15 protein-coding genes are annotated in these 17,243 nt (G+C 69.3%); 8 read left to right on the top strand and 7 right to left on the bottom strand.

Annotated elements, in window-relative coordinates:
• Positions 1–157 precede the first annotated feature (157 nt).
• Complete coding sequence (locus tag ACEN9Q_RS09025) at positions 158–829, top strand: SOS response-associated peptidase (protein ID WP_495628126.1); 672 nt, start codon at positions 158–160, stop codon at positions 827–829.
• 94 nt (positions 830–923) lie between these two features.
• Here the strand turns inward: ACEN9Q_RS09025 and ACEN9Q_RS09020 are convergent, their stop codons facing one another.
• The 3 genes from ACEN9Q_RS09020 to ACEN9Q_RS09010 form a co-directional block, all read right to left on the bottom strand.
• A complete protein-coding gene (locus ACEN9Q_RS09020) occupies positions 924–2,075 on the bottom strand; it encodes a choice-of-anchor Q domain-containing protein (protein ID WP_495628125.1) in 1,152 nt (383 codons plus the stop codon).
• 214 nt (positions 2,076–2,289) lie between these two features.
• Positions 2,290–3,870 (bottom strand): right-handed parallel beta-helix repeat-containing protein, encoded by a 1,581-nt coding sequence (locus ACEN9Q_RS09015; protein ID WP_495628124.1) that lies wholly within the window; start codon positions 3,868–3,870, stop codon positions 2,290–2,292.
• Between the two features lie 156 nt (positions 3,871–4,026).
• Complete coding sequence (locus ACEN9Q_RS09010) at positions 4,027–5,178, bottom strand: choice-of-anchor Q domain-containing protein (RefSeq protein WP_495628123.1); 1,152 nt, start codon at positions 5,176–5,178, stop codon at positions 4,027–4,029.
• A gap of 376 nt (positions 5,179–5,554) precedes the next feature.
• On the opposite strand from ACEN9Q_RS09010, the gene ACEN9Q_RS09005 reads away from it, so the two are divergent.
• Complete coding sequence (locus ACEN9Q_RS09005; RefSeq protein ID WP_229412789.1) at positions 5,555–5,899, top strand: DUF1566 domain-containing protein; 345 nt, start codon at positions 5,555–5,557, stop codon at positions 5,897–5,899.
• Between the two features lie 116 nt (positions 5,900–6,015).
• Here ACEN9Q_RS09005 and ACEN9Q_RS09000 read toward each other — a convergent pair whose 3' ends face one another.
• Positions 6,016–7,467: a M28 family peptidase gene (locus tag ACEN9Q_RS09000; RefSeq protein ID WP_495628122.1), complete on the bottom strand. Its 1,452-nt coding sequence runs from the start codon at positions 7,465–7,467 to the stop codon at positions 6,016–6,018.
• A gap of 102 nt (positions 7,468–7,569) precedes the next feature.
• Entirely contained in the window at positions 7,570–8,712 is a 1,143-nt protein-coding gene (locus ACEN9Q_RS08995) for a metallophosphoesterase (protein WP_495628121.1), read from the bottom strand.
• A 217-nt stretch (positions 8,713–8,929) separates the two neighbouring features.
• Here ACEN9Q_RS08995 and ACEN9Q_RS08990 point away from each other — a divergent pair, with 217 nt between their 5' ends.
• The gene (locus ACEN9Q_RS08990; protein ID WP_495628120.1) at positions 8,930–9,400 is read left to right on the top strand and encodes a hypothetical protein; all 471 of its coding nucleotides are present in this window, start codon (positions 8,930–8,932) and stop codon (positions 9,398–9,400) included.
• A 63-nt stretch (positions 9,401–9,463) separates the two neighbouring features.
• On the opposite strand, the gene ACEN9Q_RS08985 is transcribed toward ACEN9Q_RS08990, so the two are convergent.
• Positions 9,464–9,847, bottom strand: coding sequence for a hypothetical protein (locus ACEN9Q_RS08985; protein WP_495628119.1), 384 nt, complete (start codon positions 9,845–9,847; stop codon positions 9,464–9,466).
• Positions 9,848–9,985: 138 nt separating this feature from the next.
• Here ACEN9Q_RS08985 and ACEN9Q_RS08980 point away from each other — a divergent pair, with 138 nt between their 5' ends.
• From ACEN9Q_RS08980 to ACEN9Q_RS08965, 4 genes are read left to right on the top strand one after another with little or no spacing between them, the layout of a single operon-like run.
• Positions 9,986–10,948, top strand: coding sequence for a protein kinase domain-containing protein (locus ACEN9Q_RS08980; RefSeq protein WP_495628118.1), 963 nt, complete (start codon positions 9,986–9,988; stop codon positions 10,946–10,948).
• Positions 10,945–13,296, top strand: a complete 2,352-nt coding sequence (locus ACEN9Q_RS08975) for an FtsW/RodA/SpoVE family cell cycle protein (protein ID WP_495628117.1) — start codon at positions 10,945–10,947, stop codon at positions 13,294–13,296. The genes ACEN9Q_RS08980 and ACEN9Q_RS08975 overlap by 4 nt, the downstream gene beginning before the upstream one ends.
• Positions 13,266–14,828, top strand: a complete 1,563-nt coding sequence (locus ACEN9Q_RS08970; RefSeq protein ID WP_495628116.1) for a hypothetical protein — start codon at positions 13,266–13,268, stop codon at positions 14,826–14,828. Before ACEN9Q_RS08975 ends, ACEN9Q_RS08970 begins: the two co-directional genes overlap by 31 nt.
• Positions 14,829–14,835: 7 nt before the next feature.
• Positions 14,836–15,327, top strand: a complete 492-nt coding sequence (locus ACEN9Q_RS08965) for an SH3 domain-containing protein (RefSeq protein WP_495628115.1) — start codon at positions 14,836–14,838, stop codon at positions 15,325–15,327.
• Here ACEN9Q_RS08965 and ACEN9Q_RS08960 read toward each other — a convergent pair.
• A complete protein-coding gene (locus ACEN9Q_RS08960) occupies positions 15,301–15,813 on the bottom strand; it encodes a GNAT family N-acetyltransferase (protein WP_495628114.1) in 513 nt (170 codons plus the stop codon). The two genes, ACEN9Q_RS08965 and ACEN9Q_RS08960, sit on opposite strands and share 27 nt — an antisense overlap.
• Before the next feature lie 124 nt (positions 15,814–15,937).
• Between ACEN9Q_RS08960 and ACEN9Q_RS08955 the strand changes: the two genes are divergently transcribed.
• A complete protein-coding gene (locus ACEN9Q_RS08955; RefSeq protein WP_495628113.1) occupies positions 15,938–17,206 on the top strand; it encodes an MFS transporter in 1,269 nt (422 codons plus the stop codon).
• Positions 17,207–17,243: the final 37 nt, after the last annotated feature.

The raw sequence follows: 17,243 nt of genomic DNA, 5'->3' as shown, positions 1-17,243 counted from the left end.
GCGGTGGGCGCCCAGGTCGAGCCGGCCCACCGCCGATCACAAGGTATCCGTGCGTTCTGGAAATTGTTTAGGGGGGAGACACAAAATATTTCGGGGACGGCGATATGGGCCGCCCTAACGGACGACCGCCGTCGCCCATCTGCGCTACCATCGCCCCATGTGTGGACGATTTGACCAAAGCCAGACGGCGCGCCAGTACGCCAACCTGATCGGCTGGACCGACGCCGTGCTCGACAGCGAGTCGAGGCCGACGCCGAACGCGGCGCCGGGCACCTATCGGCCCGTCATGCACGTGCAGGACGGCGAGCACCGCGTGGACGATGTGTTCTGGAGCTATCGCGCCAAATGGGCCGAGGGCAAGGTGCCGATCGTGATCAATGCGCGCCTGGAAAAACTGGCCAACCGCTATTGGTCGCGGCTCGTCAAGAACGGGCGCGGTGTCGTGCCGGCCGAAGGCTGGTACGAATGGACGGGAGAAAAGGGTCACAAGCAACCCTGGCACATCCACCGCAAGGATCATCAACCGTTGTTCATGCTGGCCGTTGCCAACTTCGGCCCGTTCGCCGAAAACCGGGCGGAAGCGGGCTTCGTCATCGTCACGGACGACGCGTCCGGCGGCATGCTGGACATCCACGACCGCCGCCCCGTCGTGCTGGACGCCGAGGCCGCGAAGCTGTGGCTCGATCCGGACCTGTCGCCCCAGCAGGCGATCGAGCTGGCGCGCCATGCCGCCGTGCCGGCCGACGCCTTCGACTGGTACAAGGTCAGCACGGCCGTGAACCGGGCCGGGGCGGACGGGCCAGGCATCACCACGCCCCTGGACGATTGAAGCATCGACCGATCCAAAGCAAACGGCCCGCACACCGGAAGGCATGCGGGCCGCCGCTTGCGTCGCCCCCGGAGAGTCCAGGGGCGCGACAGGCTTAGTGCTGGTAGGCGCCGATGTCGTAACCCGTGGTGGCGTTACGGGCCTTGCCGTCCAGGTCGGTCGGGTAGGCGTTGGTCGCGATACCGCGGCCGATTGCCGGCGAGCTGGTGGTCAGGTGGAAGTCGGGCGTCGTCGCCGTGCGCGAATAGCCCTTGAACAGCGGGTCCGAACTGACCGTCGCGGTGGCGACGAGGCCATTGCGCAGCGAAATGTTGTACGTCGAGTTCTTGGTCACGAGATTGTTCTTGTACACGTTCTGCTTGCCGGTCACGCCCTGCTCCGAGATGCCGTACTTGTTGTCGTACACGATGTTGTTCGCGACGAAGACATTGTTCGCACCGGCCGTCGTGTAATAGAAGTCGCCGCCGCCGATGACCATGCCGAAGTTCGATGCCGCCGCCGTGTTGTTGGTGATGGTCACGTGATTGGCGTCGTGCCACAGGTGGATCGCCACCGCGCCCACGCGGTACACCAGGTTGTTCTTGATCGAGCCCGAGGTGCTGAAGTAGATGCCCTGGACGTACGTGCAGCCGGCCGGGCCGATGTCGTTGACGACGTTGCCGATCACATCCGTCATGACGCCGTGGTAATAGCTGTCCACGCCGATCGCCGAACCGCCTGCGCTCGTGCAGGTCACGGACTTCGCGATGTTGTGGATGTGGTTGTCGGCGATCATGCCGTACGAACCGCCCGTGTAGATACCGTGGGTCCACTTCGTGCCGCTGCCCGAGTTGGTGCCGTCGACGTCGAAGCCGATGATGCTCACGTAGTTGCCGCGGTTGTCCCACGCATTGTTGTTGGTCGAGCTGGCCGGCGGGACGATCCTGGCGCCCCACTTCGTCGTCGACACCCAGTAGATGCGGGCCGAGCTGGTGCCGCTGTACGTCGTCTTGATACCGCCGGCATAGGTGCCCGGTGCAACCCAGACCGTGGTGCCGGCGCGCGTCGCGGCCTTGGCGGCGCGGGCCAGGGTCTTGAACGGTGCGGCCTTCGTGCCCGCGGCCGTGTCCGAACCGGTCGGCGACACGTAATAGTTATAGGTCGTGGCCGGCGTGGTCATCGCCATGGCGCTGCCACCGGCGGACAACAGGACTGCGGCACTGCAGGACAGCAGGGTGTTCAGACGGACGTTCGAAGCAAATTTCATCGGAGAGTTTCCTTGCATTAAAAAGTGAAGATAACCCTTTGACGCAAGGAAACTGCCTTAGTTCAACCTTTTCGAAAAAAAATTTCCTACGGTAATGAACATACAAGGACAAAACTATTTCCTGGCGATGTAAACAAAAAGGCCCGGTCCAGGAAGAACGCATCTTCCCGAACCGGGCCCGTGCGCCGAACCGGCGCCGCCCTGCGTGCAGCGATCAGTGCTGGTAGGCGCCGATGTCGTAACCGGTGGCGGCGTTACGGGGCTTGCCGTCCAGGTCGGTCGGGTAGGCGTTCGTCGCGGTACCGCGGCCGATTGCCGGCGAGCTGGAGGTCAGGTGGAAGTCGGGCGTCGTCGCAGTGCGCGAATAGCCCTTGAACAGCGGGTCCGAGCTGACCGTCGCGGTGGCGACGAGGCCATTGCGCAGCGAGGTGTTGTACGTCGTGTTCTTGTAGATCAGGTTGTTCTTGTAGACGTTCTGCTTTCCGGTCACACCCTGCTCCGAGATGCCGTACTTGTTGTCGTACACAATGTTGTTCGCAACGAAGACATTGTTCGCGCCTGCCGACGTGTAATAGAAGTCGCCGCCGCCGATCACCATCCCGAAGTTCGATGCCGCCGCCGTGTTGTTGGTGATGATCACGTGATTGGCGTCGTGCCACAAGTGGATCGCCACCGCGCCCACGCGGTAGACCAGGTTGTTCTTGATCGTGCCCGAGGTGCTGAAGTAGATGCCCTGGACGTACGTGCAGCCCGTTGGTCCGATATCGTTGACGACGTTGCCGATCACATCCGTCATCACGCCGTGGTAATAGCTGTCCACGCCGATCGCCGAACCGCCGGCGCTCGTGCAGGCGACGGACTTCGCGACGTTGTGGATGTGGTTGTCCGCGATCATGCCGTACGAACCGCCCGTGTAGATACCGTGGGTCCACTTGGTGCCGCTGCCCGAGTTCGTGCCGTCGACGTCGAAGCCGATGATGCTCACGTAGTTGCCGCGGTTGTCCCACGCATTGTTGTTGGTCGAGCTGGCCGGCGGGACGATCCTGGCGCCCCACTTCGTCGTCGACACCCAGTAGATGCGGGCCGAGCTGGTGCCGCTGTACGTGGTCTTGATGCCGCCGGCGTAGGTGCCCGGCGCAACCCAGACCGTGGTGCCGGCGCGCGTCGCGGCCTTGGCGGCGCGGGCCAGGGTCTTGAACGGCGCGGCCTTCGTGCCCGCGGCCGTGTCCGAGCCGGTCGGCGACACGTAGTAGTTATACGGCGTCGCCGGTACCGTCACCGTCGAGCCCGTGGAGTTATGCAGGCTCATGTATTCAGCACTGCTGCGGATGGCAGCTTCGACGGCGGAGAGCGGCACGCCGCTGGCCACTGCCTGGCTCCAGTACGCGAGGCCGGCCGCATCCGGCGCGCGGCCAAGCAGGCTCTGGTACAGCTGGGTCACCTGCGCGGTTGCCGTGGTCACGGCGGACGACGACGGATTGGCCGCCGTGACGCCGGCGAGCAGGCGGGGCTGCGTCCCGGCGGCGCCCGCGGCGGGGCTGGCGATCGCGCCGTTGAGCGAGCCGGCGCCGGCCAGCGGGTTGATGTCGTAGCCCGTCAGGGCGAAATCCTTCGATGCGGCACCGGCCGCATTCGGCTCACTCGTTGGTCCGGCACCCGTAATGGTGTAGACATGGGCCGTCGTCTGGGCCGACGCGGCGCCGGCGGCGCCGCACGCGGCCAGGAGAACGGCGGCGCTGCTGCACAGCAGTGCGTTGATACGGGTATTGGACGCGATATTGAGTCGTTGTTTCATTTACATTCCTTGAGTGCGTGGGTTCCCCTGCCGCGGGCGCAAGGCCGGCAGCGTCGGTGTCAGCAGGCGCAACACTGGGAGGCGAACCCGCGGCAGGGCGCCGCGGGCGCTTGGGGTCCGGCAAGCCGGACCGGTACTACCGGGTAAGTGACCGGATCAGTGCTGGTAGGCGCCGATGTCGTAACCCGTGGTGGCGTTACGGGGCTTGCCGCCCAGGTCGGTCGGGTAGGCGTTCGTCGCGATACCGCGGCCGATTGCCGGCGAGCTGGTGGTCAGGTGGAAATCGGGCGTCGTCGCGGTGCGCGAATAGCCCTTGAACAGCGGGTCCGAGCTGACCGTCGCCGTGGCGACGAGGCCATTGCGCAGCGAAATGTTGTACGTCGAGTTCTTGGTCACGAGGTTGTTCTTGTACACGTTCTGCTTGCCGGTCACGCCCTGCTCCGAGATGCCGTACTTGTTGTCGTACACGATGTTGTTCGCAACGAAGACATTGTTCGCACCGGCCGTCGTGTAATAGAAGTCGCCGCCGCCGATCACCATGCCGAAGTTCGATGCCGCCGCCGTGTTGTTGGTGATGACCACGTGATTGGCGTCGTGCCACAGGTGGATCGCCACCGCGCCCACGCGGTAGACCAGGTTGTTCTTGATCGAGCCCGAGGTGCTGAAATAAATGCCCTGGACGTACGTGCAGCCGGCCGGGCCGATGTCGTTGACGACGTTGCCGATCACATCCGTCATCACGCCGTGGTAATAGCTGTCCACGCCGATCGCCGAACCGCCGGCGCTCGTGCAGGAGACGGACTTCGCGATGTTGTGGATGTGGTTGTCCGCGATCATGCCGTACGAACCGCCCGTGTAGATACCGTGGGTCCACTTGGTGCCGCTGCCCGAGTTCGTGCCGTCGACGTCGAAGCCGATGATGCTCACGTAGTTGCCGCGGTTGTCCCACGCATTGTTGTTGGTCGAGCTGGCCGGCGGAACGATCCTGGCGCCCCACTTCGTCGTCGACACCCAGTAGATGCGGGCCGAGCTGGTGCCGCTGTACGTCGTCTTGATACCGCCGGCATAGGTGCCCGGTGCAACCCAGACCGTGGTGCCGGCGCGCGTCGCGGCCTTGGCGGCGCGGGCCAGGGTCTTGAACGGCGCGGCCTTCGTGCCCGCGGCCGTGTCCGAACCGGTCGGCGACACGTAATAGTTATAGGTCGTGGCCGGCGTGGTCATCGCCATGGCGCTGCCACCGGCGGACAACAGGACTGCGGCGCTGCAAGACAGCAGGGAGTTCAGACGGACGTTCGAAGCAAATTTCATCGGAGAGTTTCCTTGCATTAAAAAGTGAAGATAACCCTTTGACGCAAGGAAACTGCCTTGGTTCAACTTTTTCGAAAAAAAATTTCCCATGGTAACGAGTTGCTAAGCAACATTACCCAAGAGAATCAATAGCTTACTGATTTGCAATTGCAAACTTTTTGCGGACGAGATGGGCGCGACCTCGTGCGCCCGTTTAACAGTTGCCTTTGAACAGTGTCCGCGAAAAGTTGAGAACCACTGCAGCGCACTCCGTTATGAGCTAGGTCGTATCGAACGTCGCAACCAAGCGCAGCGATCGATGGTCATACAAAGACCGCAAGACATGAAGACATGACGAAAGGGTTGCGCAATGGGTGATTACCTGAGGATCCAAGGAATGTTGAAGGAAGGCGAAGCCTATGCCGGCCTGATACTCGGCAAGAACGGCGAGTCCGACTACCACCTCGTGCTGCTGGCGGACGACACGTCCGACGTCAGTTGGCCGGCCGCGCGGGAATGGGCCGCCGCGCAGGATGGGGAGTTGCCGACGCGGCGCGAACTTGCCCTGCTGTTCGCCAACCTGCGCGAGCGCTTCGATCGCGTGTGGTACTGGTCGAACGAACCGCACGATACGCGGCCGCAACTGGTCTGGGGGCAGAATTTTGCCAGCGGCATCCAGACCGTGTACGGCCGTCCGTTCCGCGGCCACGCGCGCGCGATCCGGCGCATCGACGCCGGGTAACGGGAACGGGTGGTGCCGCGCCCGGAACGGCGCGACGGCCGGATGGGAGGCATGGGAACGCGCACGCGTAGACGGTGCGCGGCGCCCGTCAACGACCGTGCGCGTCGACGACCGTGTTACTTGGCGGCCTTCGCCTCGGTCGCGGCGTTGGCACGGCCGAGCGGCTGGTCCATATTGGCCAGGAACCAGGCCGTCGTCGCCATCACGGCGGCGTGGCGGCGCAGGTTTTCCGGGTTCACCTTATCGAAGGTATCGGCGGGGGTATGGTGATAATTGAAGTAGTCGGCAGAATCGATCCACGGCTCGAAGCTCGGCACGCCGGAATCCTCGAGGTCGTGCAGGTCGCCGGAACCGACGACGTCGTCGCGCCGGAATGCCCCCGCGCCCATCGGATACAAGGCCGCCTGCAGCGGCGCCAGCAGCTTGGCGCCCGCCAGGCTGATGCCCGCGTGCAGGCCGAACGGACGGCCCGAACCGCCGTCGTCCTCGTACGCGGCAAAATGCTTGTCGGCGACGTTCTTGTTGACGGCGTCATAGGTATGCCCGCCGCGTCCGCCGTTCTCCTCGTTCATCCAGGCGACGACGCGGATCGTGCGGTGCGCGTGGTAGTCCAGCTTGCGCAGCGTATCGATCACGGCCATCGCGCTGACGACGCCCGAGCCGTCGTCGTTGGCGCCCGTCGCGAGGTCCCACGAATCCAGGTGGCCGGACACGAGCACGATCTCGTCCGCCTTGTCCGTGCCCGGCCAGTCGGCGATCACGTTATAGCTGTCGGCGTCCGGCAGGATCTGCGGCGTCAGCGTCAGGTGCATGGTGACGGGGCCGCGTTTCGACAGGCGGCTGATCAGCAGCGAATCCTCGATCGTGACGGCCGCCGCGGGGATGCGCGCATCGTCCTTGAGCAAGGTCGCGCCCGTGTGCGGAATGCGATAGGCGGCGCCGCCCACGGCGCGCACGAGGGCCGCCACGGCGCCCATCTCGGCCGCCATGCGCGGGCCGGCCCCGCGGAAGGCGACGGCCTGGCCATACGCGGTGCCGGCCAGGCCGCGGTCCGCCATGTTCTGGTCGAACGGCACGTCGAACAGCACGATCCGGCCCTTGACCTCGGCCGCGCGCGCCTTGAGTTCCTCGAACGTGCGCACGACGATCACGGGCGCCGTGATGCCGGCGGCCGGCGTCGCGCCCGAGCCGCCCAGCGCCGTCAGCACGATCTTCTGCGTGACGCCGGCCGGCCGGCCCTGGTAGTCGACGAGCGCGCCCTTCTCTTCCCCGCGCACCCAGTGCGGCACCTTGATCGGCTGCAGCGTGACCTTGGCGCCCAGCTTGCGCAATTCGGCGGCGACCTGGGTCACCGCGGCGGCCGCGCCGGGCGAGCCCGACAGGCGCGGGCCGACGAGGTCCGTCAAGTCCTCCAGCCGCTGGTAGGCGTAATCGCTCTGCAACGCCGTATCGCGCACCTTGGCGAGCGCGGCCGGATCATTGCCGGGATTGGCGGCACTCGCGGTGGCGCCCAGCATGCAGGCGGCGGCGATCAGGCTCAGGGCAGGAAGACAGAGACGGCGGTTCATGCGTGCGATCCTTTGGTCGGTGACGAAACCAAAACGATAACGCATCCCACTGTGTTTGTGGAAATATATTGGCGTACATATATCCACCCGTGCCGCGGGCCGTCAGACGCGGCCGGGCACCAGGCGCACGAGCGTGATCTCGGACGGCGCGCCGAAGCGCTTGGGCGGTCCCCAATAGCCGGTGCCGCGGCTCGTGTACACCCACAGCGAGCGCACGCGGTTCAGGCCGGCCACGAACGGTTGCTGCAACGGCACGAACAAATTCCACGGGAAGAACTGGCCGCCGTGCGTGTGGCCGGACAATTGCAGGTCGAAGCCGGCCTCGGCCGCGGCCGGCGCGCTGCGCGGCTGGTGGGCCAGCAAAATGCGCACGGCGACGTCGTCCGGCGCGCCGGCGGCGGCCAGGTGCGGATCGCTCCTGTGGGCGGGATCGAAATGCTGGGCCGTATAGTCGGTAACGCCGGCGATCATGACCTTGGCGCGGCCCCGGTGCCGGATCACGTGCTCGTTCATCAGCACGCGCAGGCCGAGGCGGCGCACCTCGGTCACCCACTGATCGACGCCAGAATAATATTCGTGGTTGCCAGTGACGAAGAAGGCGCCGTCCGGCGCGGACAGCCGCGCCAGCGGTTCCGTGTGCAGGGCGAGGCGCTGCACGGTCCCGTCGACGAGGTCGCCCGTGATGGCGATGGCGTCCGGCTTGAGCGCATTGACCTTCGTGACGATGGCGTTCAGGTAGGGGCGGCGGATCGTGGGGCCGACGTGGATGTCGGAAATCTGCGCGATCGAATACCCGTGCAGGTCTTCGGGCAAGCCGTCGATCGGCACCTCGACCCTGACGACGCGCGCCACGCGGCGGGCATTGATGAAGCCGACGAGCGTGACGGCCAGCGCCACCAGCGGCACGGCGACGGCGCTGTGGCGGGTGAATCCGGGCCCGCCGGCGCCGCCGAGCGCCAGTGCCAGCAGCACGACGTCGCGCACGAGCGTCAGCACGAACAGCGAAGAAAAGAAACCCATGGCCAGCAGCCCGGCCCACGTCAGCGGTCCGGACCAGCGCGTGCGGCGCAGGCTCGGCGCGACGAGGCCGATGCGCACGAGCGCGGCCGAGACGGCAAGCAGCACCGTCCCCGCCAGCATCCCGAACGGGCCGGCGCCCATGCCAGGCAACAGCCGCAAGCCGATGTACGCATGCAACAGCACCAGGATGGCAAGAATGGAAACGAACGAACGTCGGCGCGCCATGGTGGAGTCGGATCAGTCGATAATCCTTCCAAGATGGGGCAGCCGGCGCCGACTGCAAGGGCAGAAACACGTTTCCGGCGCTTATGTTACCGACCCGGAAGCAACTGTAATAATCTGTATTAACGCGTGGCACCATCCGGTGCCCGATCTATGATGCTTGCATGCCTGGCGTAGTCGCGATCATCCCGATCCCCCGTTGAGGCGCAAGGAACAAGCCATGTTGAAGAAAAAATGCATTGGTGCCATGCTCCTGGCCGCAGCTGCCGTGTCCTCCACGGCGATGGCTGACGATCGGGGTGTGAACACGGTCGTCGGCGCGCTGGCCGGCGCCGCCATCGGCGGTGGCGTGGGTGGCCGCAACGGCGCCATCGTCGGCGGCGTCATCGGTGCCGCGGTCGGCAACTCCGCCCGCACGAACGACGACTATTACTACCGCAACCGCGGCTACTCGGGCGGCTATTCCGAGGGTTATTACCAGTCGGCACCGACCTACGTCGAGCCCCGCCCGGTGTACGTCGAGTCGCGCCCCGTGTACGTCGAGCCGCAGCGCTATTACTACGATGCGCGCCCGGACGTCGTCGTCGTCGAACGCGGCCGCGGGTACGATCACGACCGCGGCTGGCATCGCGGCTGGGACCATGACCGCGGCTGGGACCGCGGCCACGATCGCGGCGGCTGGCACCGCTGATCGCAGCACCGAACGATAACAAGCCGCGCCTCATGCGCGGCTTTTTATCGCCTCGACGCCCCGTCAGCGCTGCGCTGCCAGGGCGGATGCGGACGAGCGGGCATCCGCCTTCAGCGCGAACCACGTCCAGAGTCCCCCGCACAGATCGATCACGCCGACCACCACGATCATCGGACTGACGAGGCCCTTGATCGCGAATACGAGAAACACGACGAAAACGAGGATGCGCGTGTAGACCGATGCTTCGAGAAACGGCCTGAACCCGGCGCAAATCCAGAGATACACACCGAGACAGGACGCGAGGAGGCCGACGACGCGTATCCAGACCTCACCCGTGGGCGCGATCCCGAACAACGACAGCAGCGCGTTCGGCGCGAACACCAGCACGGGCCCGACGACGAACAGGTAAACGGCAAACACCTTGGCACTCAATGCGGATCTCGACATGTGTTCCTTTCGCGCCCCTTGCAAAACCGGCAATACGGGCGAGATTAACACAGACCGCCACGGCACATCGGACCGGCTTTTCCCCTCCCCCCGCTAATCCCCGGCAAGCGGCAGCCGGCCGCCGGCGCGGGAGGACACATGGTCGAAGCAGGCGACATCATCACGTTGACGGCGGGCGCCTGGCGCCTGCTGGCGCCGCTGGGCGGTTCCAGCTACGGCCAGGTCTGGCGCGCCGAGTCCGTACTGGACGGCCTGCCCGCGGCCGTGAAACTCGTCAACCGCGCGCAGATGGACCTGGCCCTGCCGCCGCAGCGCGCGGCCTGGCGCGCCTGCTTCGACGCCGAGATCGCATTCCTTCGCAGCCTGCAGCCGTGGGACCAGCGCCACATCGTGCGCCTGCTCGACAGCGGCGAACACGACGGCCTGCCCGCGCTGGCGCTGGAATTGCTGGACGGCGACCTGGCCGCCCACCTGGCGGCATTGCGCAGCCGTGGCGCGAGCCCCGGCGCCGACCGCGCGCTGGCCTGGGTGGCCCAGGTCAACGGCGCGCTCGCGAAAGTCCACCAGTACGGCTGGCGCTATCTCGACCTCAAGCCGGCCAACCTGCTCGTCGACGCGCGCGGCAGCGTGCTGAAACTGGCCGACTTCGGCACCAACCGTCCCTTGCTGGACAGCGCCGCCCATTCCTACGCCGGCACGGCCGCCTGGCAGGCGCCCGAGCAATTCTTCCCCGACGCCGGCGGCCGCTACCGGACCGACGCACGCAGCGATTACTTCGCTCTGGGCGCCCTGCTCTACTATCTCGTCGCCGGCATCCCGCTGCGCTTTTGCGCCACCTGCGCCGACGCCTACCGCTCGCACGGCGCAGCCGGCGCGGGCGCACTGGGCGCACCGCCCGCGATCCTCGCGCCCGACGAGACCGCACTGTTCCTCGCGCGCGCAGCCGCACCCGACCACGATGCGCTGCTGGTCCTGCTGCGCGCGCTGCTGGCGCCGCGTCCCGACGCGCGTCCGCGCCATGCGCTCGAGATCAGCCGCCTGATCGCGCGCGCGGCACAGGGCCTGGACCGCGCGCCCGGCGCCTGGCGGAGCGCCGCATGACGCCCGCATCGTCACGCACGGCGCGCGTGTGCGCCGGGGCAGCGCTGGCCGCGCTGTGCGCACTGCAGATGCTCGCACTGCTGCGCGCCCCGGCCGCGTGGATGCCGGCGCGCGTGGCCGTCGTGCTGCCCCGCGGCGCGGCGCTCGATCTCGACCACGCCGCCCTCGGCGCGCCGGCCGACGACGGCGGCCGGCTGCAACTGCGCCGCGCCGCGGACGGCAGCTGGTGGGCGGCCGCCGACGGCGCGGGCGGCACGCTGCTCGTCCAGGATGGCGAGCGCCGGCGCCGCAGCGGCAGCGTCGTGCTGCGCCCGGGCCAGCAATTCCAGCCGGGCGCCCTGCGCATCGACGTCGACGCGGCCGACGCCGACGCCGTGTCGTTGTCCGCCGGCCGCACGACATGGCGCTACGACGGCGCCCTGCTGCGCCGCGACGGCCGGCCGCAGCCGGCCTGTCCGGACGCGCGCATCGGCACGCGCCTGGCCGGCCTGTGGAACCGGATCGCGCCCGGCATGCTCGCCTTCGGCCGCCCGCTCGTTTTCGGGGGCAACCTCGATTGCGGCAACCGCATCGCCGTCGCCGGCCTGCCGGCGCCCGCCGCCACCATCGCGCGCGGCCGCGGCAACGACGGCTTCGTGCTGGCCGCCGCGCCATCCGTCCCGGTGCTGCTGACCGAGGACGGCCACGCTGCGCTGCTGGCCGGACGGCCGCTGCGCCTCGACGGCGGCCGGACGCTCGTCGCCGGCCGCACGCGCCTGCTGCTCGCGATGGACGGCGACGTGCTGCGCCTGCGTCCCGCCGGCCACGTGGCCCTGTATCCGGACGCGGCGCCGCGCCTGCCGCCCGGCGTCACGTGGACGTGGACCCGGCGCGCGCCGTGGGACCTGCCGGCGCAGGCCGGCGTGCCGCTGCTGGTGGTTCTCGGCCTCGCCGGCGCGGGCGCGCTCGCGACGGCGCTCGGCGCGCGCGCGGGCATGCGCCTGCGCGCCGGCGCGGCGGCCGGCACTGGCCTGCTGCTGGCCGGCGCCGGCGTCGTGCTGTTCTGGCTCCAGCGCAGCGGCGCGCCGCCCGGTGCGGGCGTCGGCCTGGCCGCCGCGTGGGCCGCGCTGGCGTTCGCGCTGCTGGCGCCGCGCCGCCTCGACCCCGTCCTCGCGGCCGCGCTGCCGCTGTTGGCACTCGGCTTGCTGGCGCAGCTCGACCTGGGCCTGGGCGCGCCGGACACCGCGTGGCTGCGCCACTTCCACAAGACGGCGGCGCTGCTGGCGCTGGCCTGCGGCGCCGCCACGCTGGCGGGGCTCGTACGGCCAGCGCGGCCGCTGCCCCAGGCGCGCATCGAACTGGCGCTGCTGCTGCTGACCGGCGCGGCGCTCCTCGCGCTGCTGCTGCAGGTCGCGTACGGCGACGAGACCGGCGTGTTCGACCTGCAGCCCGTGGAATTCGCCAAGCTGGCGCTGGCCGCGCTGTCCGCCCACTGCCTGGCGCTCGCCTGCGCGGACGGTCCCGCGCCCGGCGGCGCATGGCGGCGCGGCCTGCGGCTCGCGGCGCCCGCGCTGCTGTTCATGCTGCTGCTCGGCGTCGCGCTCGTGCAGGTCGACGACTATTCGCCGCTCGTGCTGCTGGCGCTGTGGGCCGGCACGATGATGCTGGCCCAGGCGCTCGCCACGCGCCGCCGCAGCGCCGCGTTCGCGCTCGCGTGCGTGGGCGGCGCTGCCGTGCTGGCCGTGGCGCTGCTGCGCGGCGTCGGCGCGGACGGCATCGCGCGCTGGGATTTCTATGCCGACCGCTTCCTCGTCTGGCTCGATCCCGGCACGCATCCGCACACGGGACAGCAGTTGCTGCTGGGCGCCCGCGCCATCGCGCAAGGCGGCTGGCGCGGCGCCGACGGCGCGTTCGGCGTGGCGAACCTGGGCCTGTCTCCCGGCTTCGCGCTGCGCATCCCGGCCGTGCAGGACGACTTCGCCGCATCCTTTTTCCTGCAGCGACACGGCCTGCTTGCTGCCGTCGGCCTGTGGCTGCTGCAGGCGGCGTTCCTCGCGGCGGTGCTGCGCCTGGCCGTGCGCTGCTGGCTGGCCGCCAGGGACGCACGCGACTACCGCGTCGCCTGGCTCGCGCGCCTGCGCTGCTTTTTCCTGGCCGGCGGCGCCGCGTTCGCGTTCGGCCACTTCCTGCTCTCGTGGGGCACGAACCTCGCGATCTTCCCGGTGATGGGCCAGCCGATGAGCTTCCTGTCGGCGGGCGGCTCGCACCTGCTGTTTTTCATCTGCCCCCTGCTAGGTGCCGCTGCCGCCAGCAGCCAATCTTTAGAGGAGAACGAATCATGCCGGTCTACGTCCAACATGAAGTCCTAGGCAAGGTGGGCGACGTCTTCGACGCCCACGCCATCTGGCAGGCGCCGGGCCTGGCGCTGTTCGCGCGCCGCCCGCTGCTGCGCGACCTGCTGGAACGCACGCCGCGCGAGCAACGGGGCCGCGCCGCCGTCCGCTGCTTTTCCCACATCACGCTGATGCTGCCGCAGGAAGAAGTCGACGACGACCGCCACCTCACGCGCGGCGCCCGCGTGCGCGACCTCGCGCAAGGCCTGGCGGCGCTGCACCAGAAGGATTTCGGCGACCTGCTGCAGGGCGACGACGTGCGCTACCACGTCGTCGGCGCCGACCGCCTGGAACCGGGCGAGGTGGAGGTCAAGTTCGGCCACGCCGTCTACCTGCCGGCGGCGGGCGAAGCCGTGCAGTACACGGTCGCCGTATCGCGCGACAGCGCCGTGTGGAAGACCGTCTGCGCCATCTACCCGAACCAGCGCCTAACCCTCATCGGCCACGACGAGCACGAAGCGACCTACGCCGCGCCGGGCTGGCCGTTCGGCGCGGAAGGCGCAGTCCTCCTCATCAACGACGGCCCGGACGCGCCGCTGGAAGTCCAGGTGCGGCCCAAGGACGCCTTCGACTGCAACTGGGATGCGGCGGCCGGCTACTGGACGATCAAGTCGCGCCGCGGCGCGGTGGACGCCAGCGGCGCCGCGCTGCGCCTGCTGCTGCGCGTGACGCCGGCGCGGCCGGCCGCCACCGCGCGCCCGCCGGCAGCCGTCGCGAAAACCCCGGCGGCGCCGGCCCGTCCCGCCGTCTGGAAGCCACGCGCCGTGCTGGATTCCGAACTGACAGCCGTACCCCTGGCGCGGGACCCGGCGCCGCAGCCGGCCGGCGCGCCGCCGGACGCGACCTATGCGCCCGTGCCGCGCCCGCGCGTGGGGCGGGCCGCGCTGGCGCTGCCGCGGCTGTCGCGCTACCGCGAGACGGGCGCGCAGGTGCTGGAGATCGGCCTGAACCGCGCCTTCGTCCCCGCGGCCCAAGCGCAGGACGCCATCATCGGCTTCGCCGTCGACGACCAGGACGAGCTGCAGGCGATCACGCCCGCCGGCCGCGAACGGATCGCGGTGCCGGCCAGCTTCAGCCCCGTCGACGGCACGCGCGTGGAACTCGCCGCGTGCCCCCCCGCGCTGGCCGACCGCTACTGCGCCCTGCTGCTATTGCCGCAGCCGCCGGCGCTGCCGGTGGCGCCCGGCGCGCGCTTCACGTTCGGCCGCGGTGCACCCATGCTGGCGGCGCTGCGCCTGCTGGATTCGCCGCGATTCGTGCGCAACGCGGCCGGCACGCCGCCGTCGAGCGCCGACCGGCTGGGCCTCTCGCGCGACGCGTTCAGCTTCGAAGCGGGGCCGGACGGCTGGCTGATCGCGCGCCTGTCGCCCACGCAGGCCTTGTACCACCTGGACGAGCAGCTGGCCTTCGTCGCCGCGATCGACACCGCCACGCCCGAGCAGCCCTACCGCCTGCCGGCCGGCCACCACCTCGTCGCCGGCCATTACGTGCTGCGCTTCGATGCCTGAGGCGCGCATGGACTTCGCCGCCTTCGCCGTCCCGCCCTGGCTGGCCCCGTGGCTGGCCCCTTGGCTCGCCTGGGGCCTCGCGTTCACGATCACGCTCGTGCTGGCCGCGTGGTGCACGCCGCGCGCGTGGTGGCGCCGGCCCAACGCGCGGGCGCTGGCGGTGCTGGGCGGCGGCACGTTCGTCTTCGGGATGCTGTTGTCGGCGCTGCTGCCGTCCGCGCCCGCGCCGCTCGAAGCCACGGCGGCTGTCCGGACGGCGGCGGTTGCCGCGGTGGGCCCGACGGCCGGCGCGCGCTACCGCGTCGCGGCCGACCTGAACCTGCGCGAAGACCGCGGCGTGCGCGCCGTGCGCGTGCGGGTGCTGCGCGCCGGCGCCATCGTCACCGCGACGGGTGCGACGGACGGCGACTGGTGGCAGGTGCGCGCCCGCGCCGACGGCCGCGCCGTGGACGGCTGGGCCAGCAGCCTGTGGCTACGCCGGATCGACGAGGGCCGCTGATCCGGCTTCGACGCGCCGCATCGGGTTGTAGGGCACCGAGTCCGGCTGCATGGGCGCCGTCCGTTCGAAGCCGAGCGACGCGTAGAACGGCACGGCGACGTTCGACGCGTTGACGGTGAAGACGCCCGGATGCCCCGGCTGCAGCGCCGCGGCGCGCGCCGCATGCCACAGGGCCTGCGCGATCCCGCGCCGCTGGTAGGCCGCGTCCACGAACAGGTGGTACAGGTGCGTGCCGCCGCGCATGCCGATGAAGCCGGCCAGCACGCCGTCCACGACGGCCGCGTGATAGACGAAGCCGGCGTCGAGGTTGCGGCGCAGGGCCGCCGCGTCGTGCAGGGCGAGGAAGGCCGCGCCGTCGTCGGGCGCGGCCTCGTGCAGGATGAAGGTCTCGGCCGCGCGCCGCAACACGGCGGCGGCGGCATCGATGTCGGCGGGTTCGAACGGACGGATCTGCATGTGCGCGAAGGACAGCGGATAAAACGCCAAGATAGCATGGCCGCGCGGGGCTTGTCGAAACGTCACGTTGGGAAAACCCCGCACCGGCGGGGCAAACGCAGGCAAGTCCCGCCGCCGCGTTGACCCGGCCGTGGCGCGCCCGTAGACTGGGTTCATGACGAAATTCCGCCTCGCCCCCGCCGCGCCGCCCCATGCCCAGACGCCGGCCCCGGCCCGGCAAAGAGTCCCGCTGACGCAGCCCCTGCGCCATGCACGCTACCGGCGCCTGTGGTGCGCCAACCTGGTCTCGAACCTCGGCACGTGGATCCAGACGTTCGCGTCGGCCTGGCTGATCGCGTCCAGCTCGCACTCGGCGTCGACGACGACGCTCGTGCAGACCTCGACCTACATTCCTGTGTTCCTGTTCGCGCTGTTCGCCGGCGTCGTCGCGGATGCCGTGCACCGGCCGCAGTTCCTGTTCTTCTGCAATCTGTTCATGGCCGGCTGCGCATGCACGCTCGCGGCCCTCGTGACGACCGGGCACGCGCCCCATGCCGCCGTGCTGGCGGTGCTCTTCTGTCTCGGCTGCGGCTCGGCATTCATGTGGCCCGCGTGGCAGGCAGCGATGTCCGGTCTCGTCGAGCCGGACGAAGTGGAAGCGGCGGCGACCCTCAACAACCTGTCGTACAACACGGCCGCGATCCTCGGTCCGGCGCTGGGCGGGGTGCTGTTCAAGTGGATCGGCCCCGGCCCGCTGTTCCTCGTCAACGCCGTCTCGTTCGTCGGCCTGCTGGCCGTGTACCGCGCCTGGTGGCGCGAAGACGGCGGCCGGCCCAGGCCTTGCGCGGGCTACGGCGCGCGCCTGCGCGAAGGCCTGGCGACGGCGTTCGGCTGCCCGCGCTACCGGCGCATCCTGCGCAACGTGGCGACCGTGTTCTTCGCCACCATCGCGTTCGCCGGCCTGCTGCCCGTGTTCGTGCGCGACGTGCTGCGCATGGACGCCAGCGTGTTCGGCACGTTGATGGGCAGCCTGGGCGGCGGCGCCGTCGTCGCCGCGTTCTGCCTGCCCGCGATCCGCGCCCGCGTCGACAAGACCAACATCCTGGCCGGCGCGCTCGCCGTGTACGGCGCGATGCTGGCCACGATGCCCTTCCTGCACACGCTCACCCTCCTGATCCCGCTGATCGTGTGCGGCGGCATGGCCTGGTCGGCCGTGGTGTCGACCCTGAACGCGGCCGCCCAGCTGTCGTTCCCGGCCGACGTGCGGGCCCGCACGCTGGCGATCTACCTCGTCGTGATGGCGGGCGGCTACACGGCCGGGAGCCTGTTCTGGGGCCGCGTCGCGGATGCCTGGGGCGTGCGCTGCGCGATGGCGGCGGCCGGCGCCTGCGTGCTCGTGAACGCGGCCGTGTTAGTGACAGGTAAGCGGAAAAACCCCATCTGATCGACGCTTGGCGAAACGGCATTTCCGGTTACAGTAT

Source organism: Massilia sp. Masssp93, from assembly GCF_059491295.1.
The sequence above is the reverse complement of the archived record's forward strand: the minus strand, read 5'-3'. Positions and strand labels throughout refer to the sequence as shown.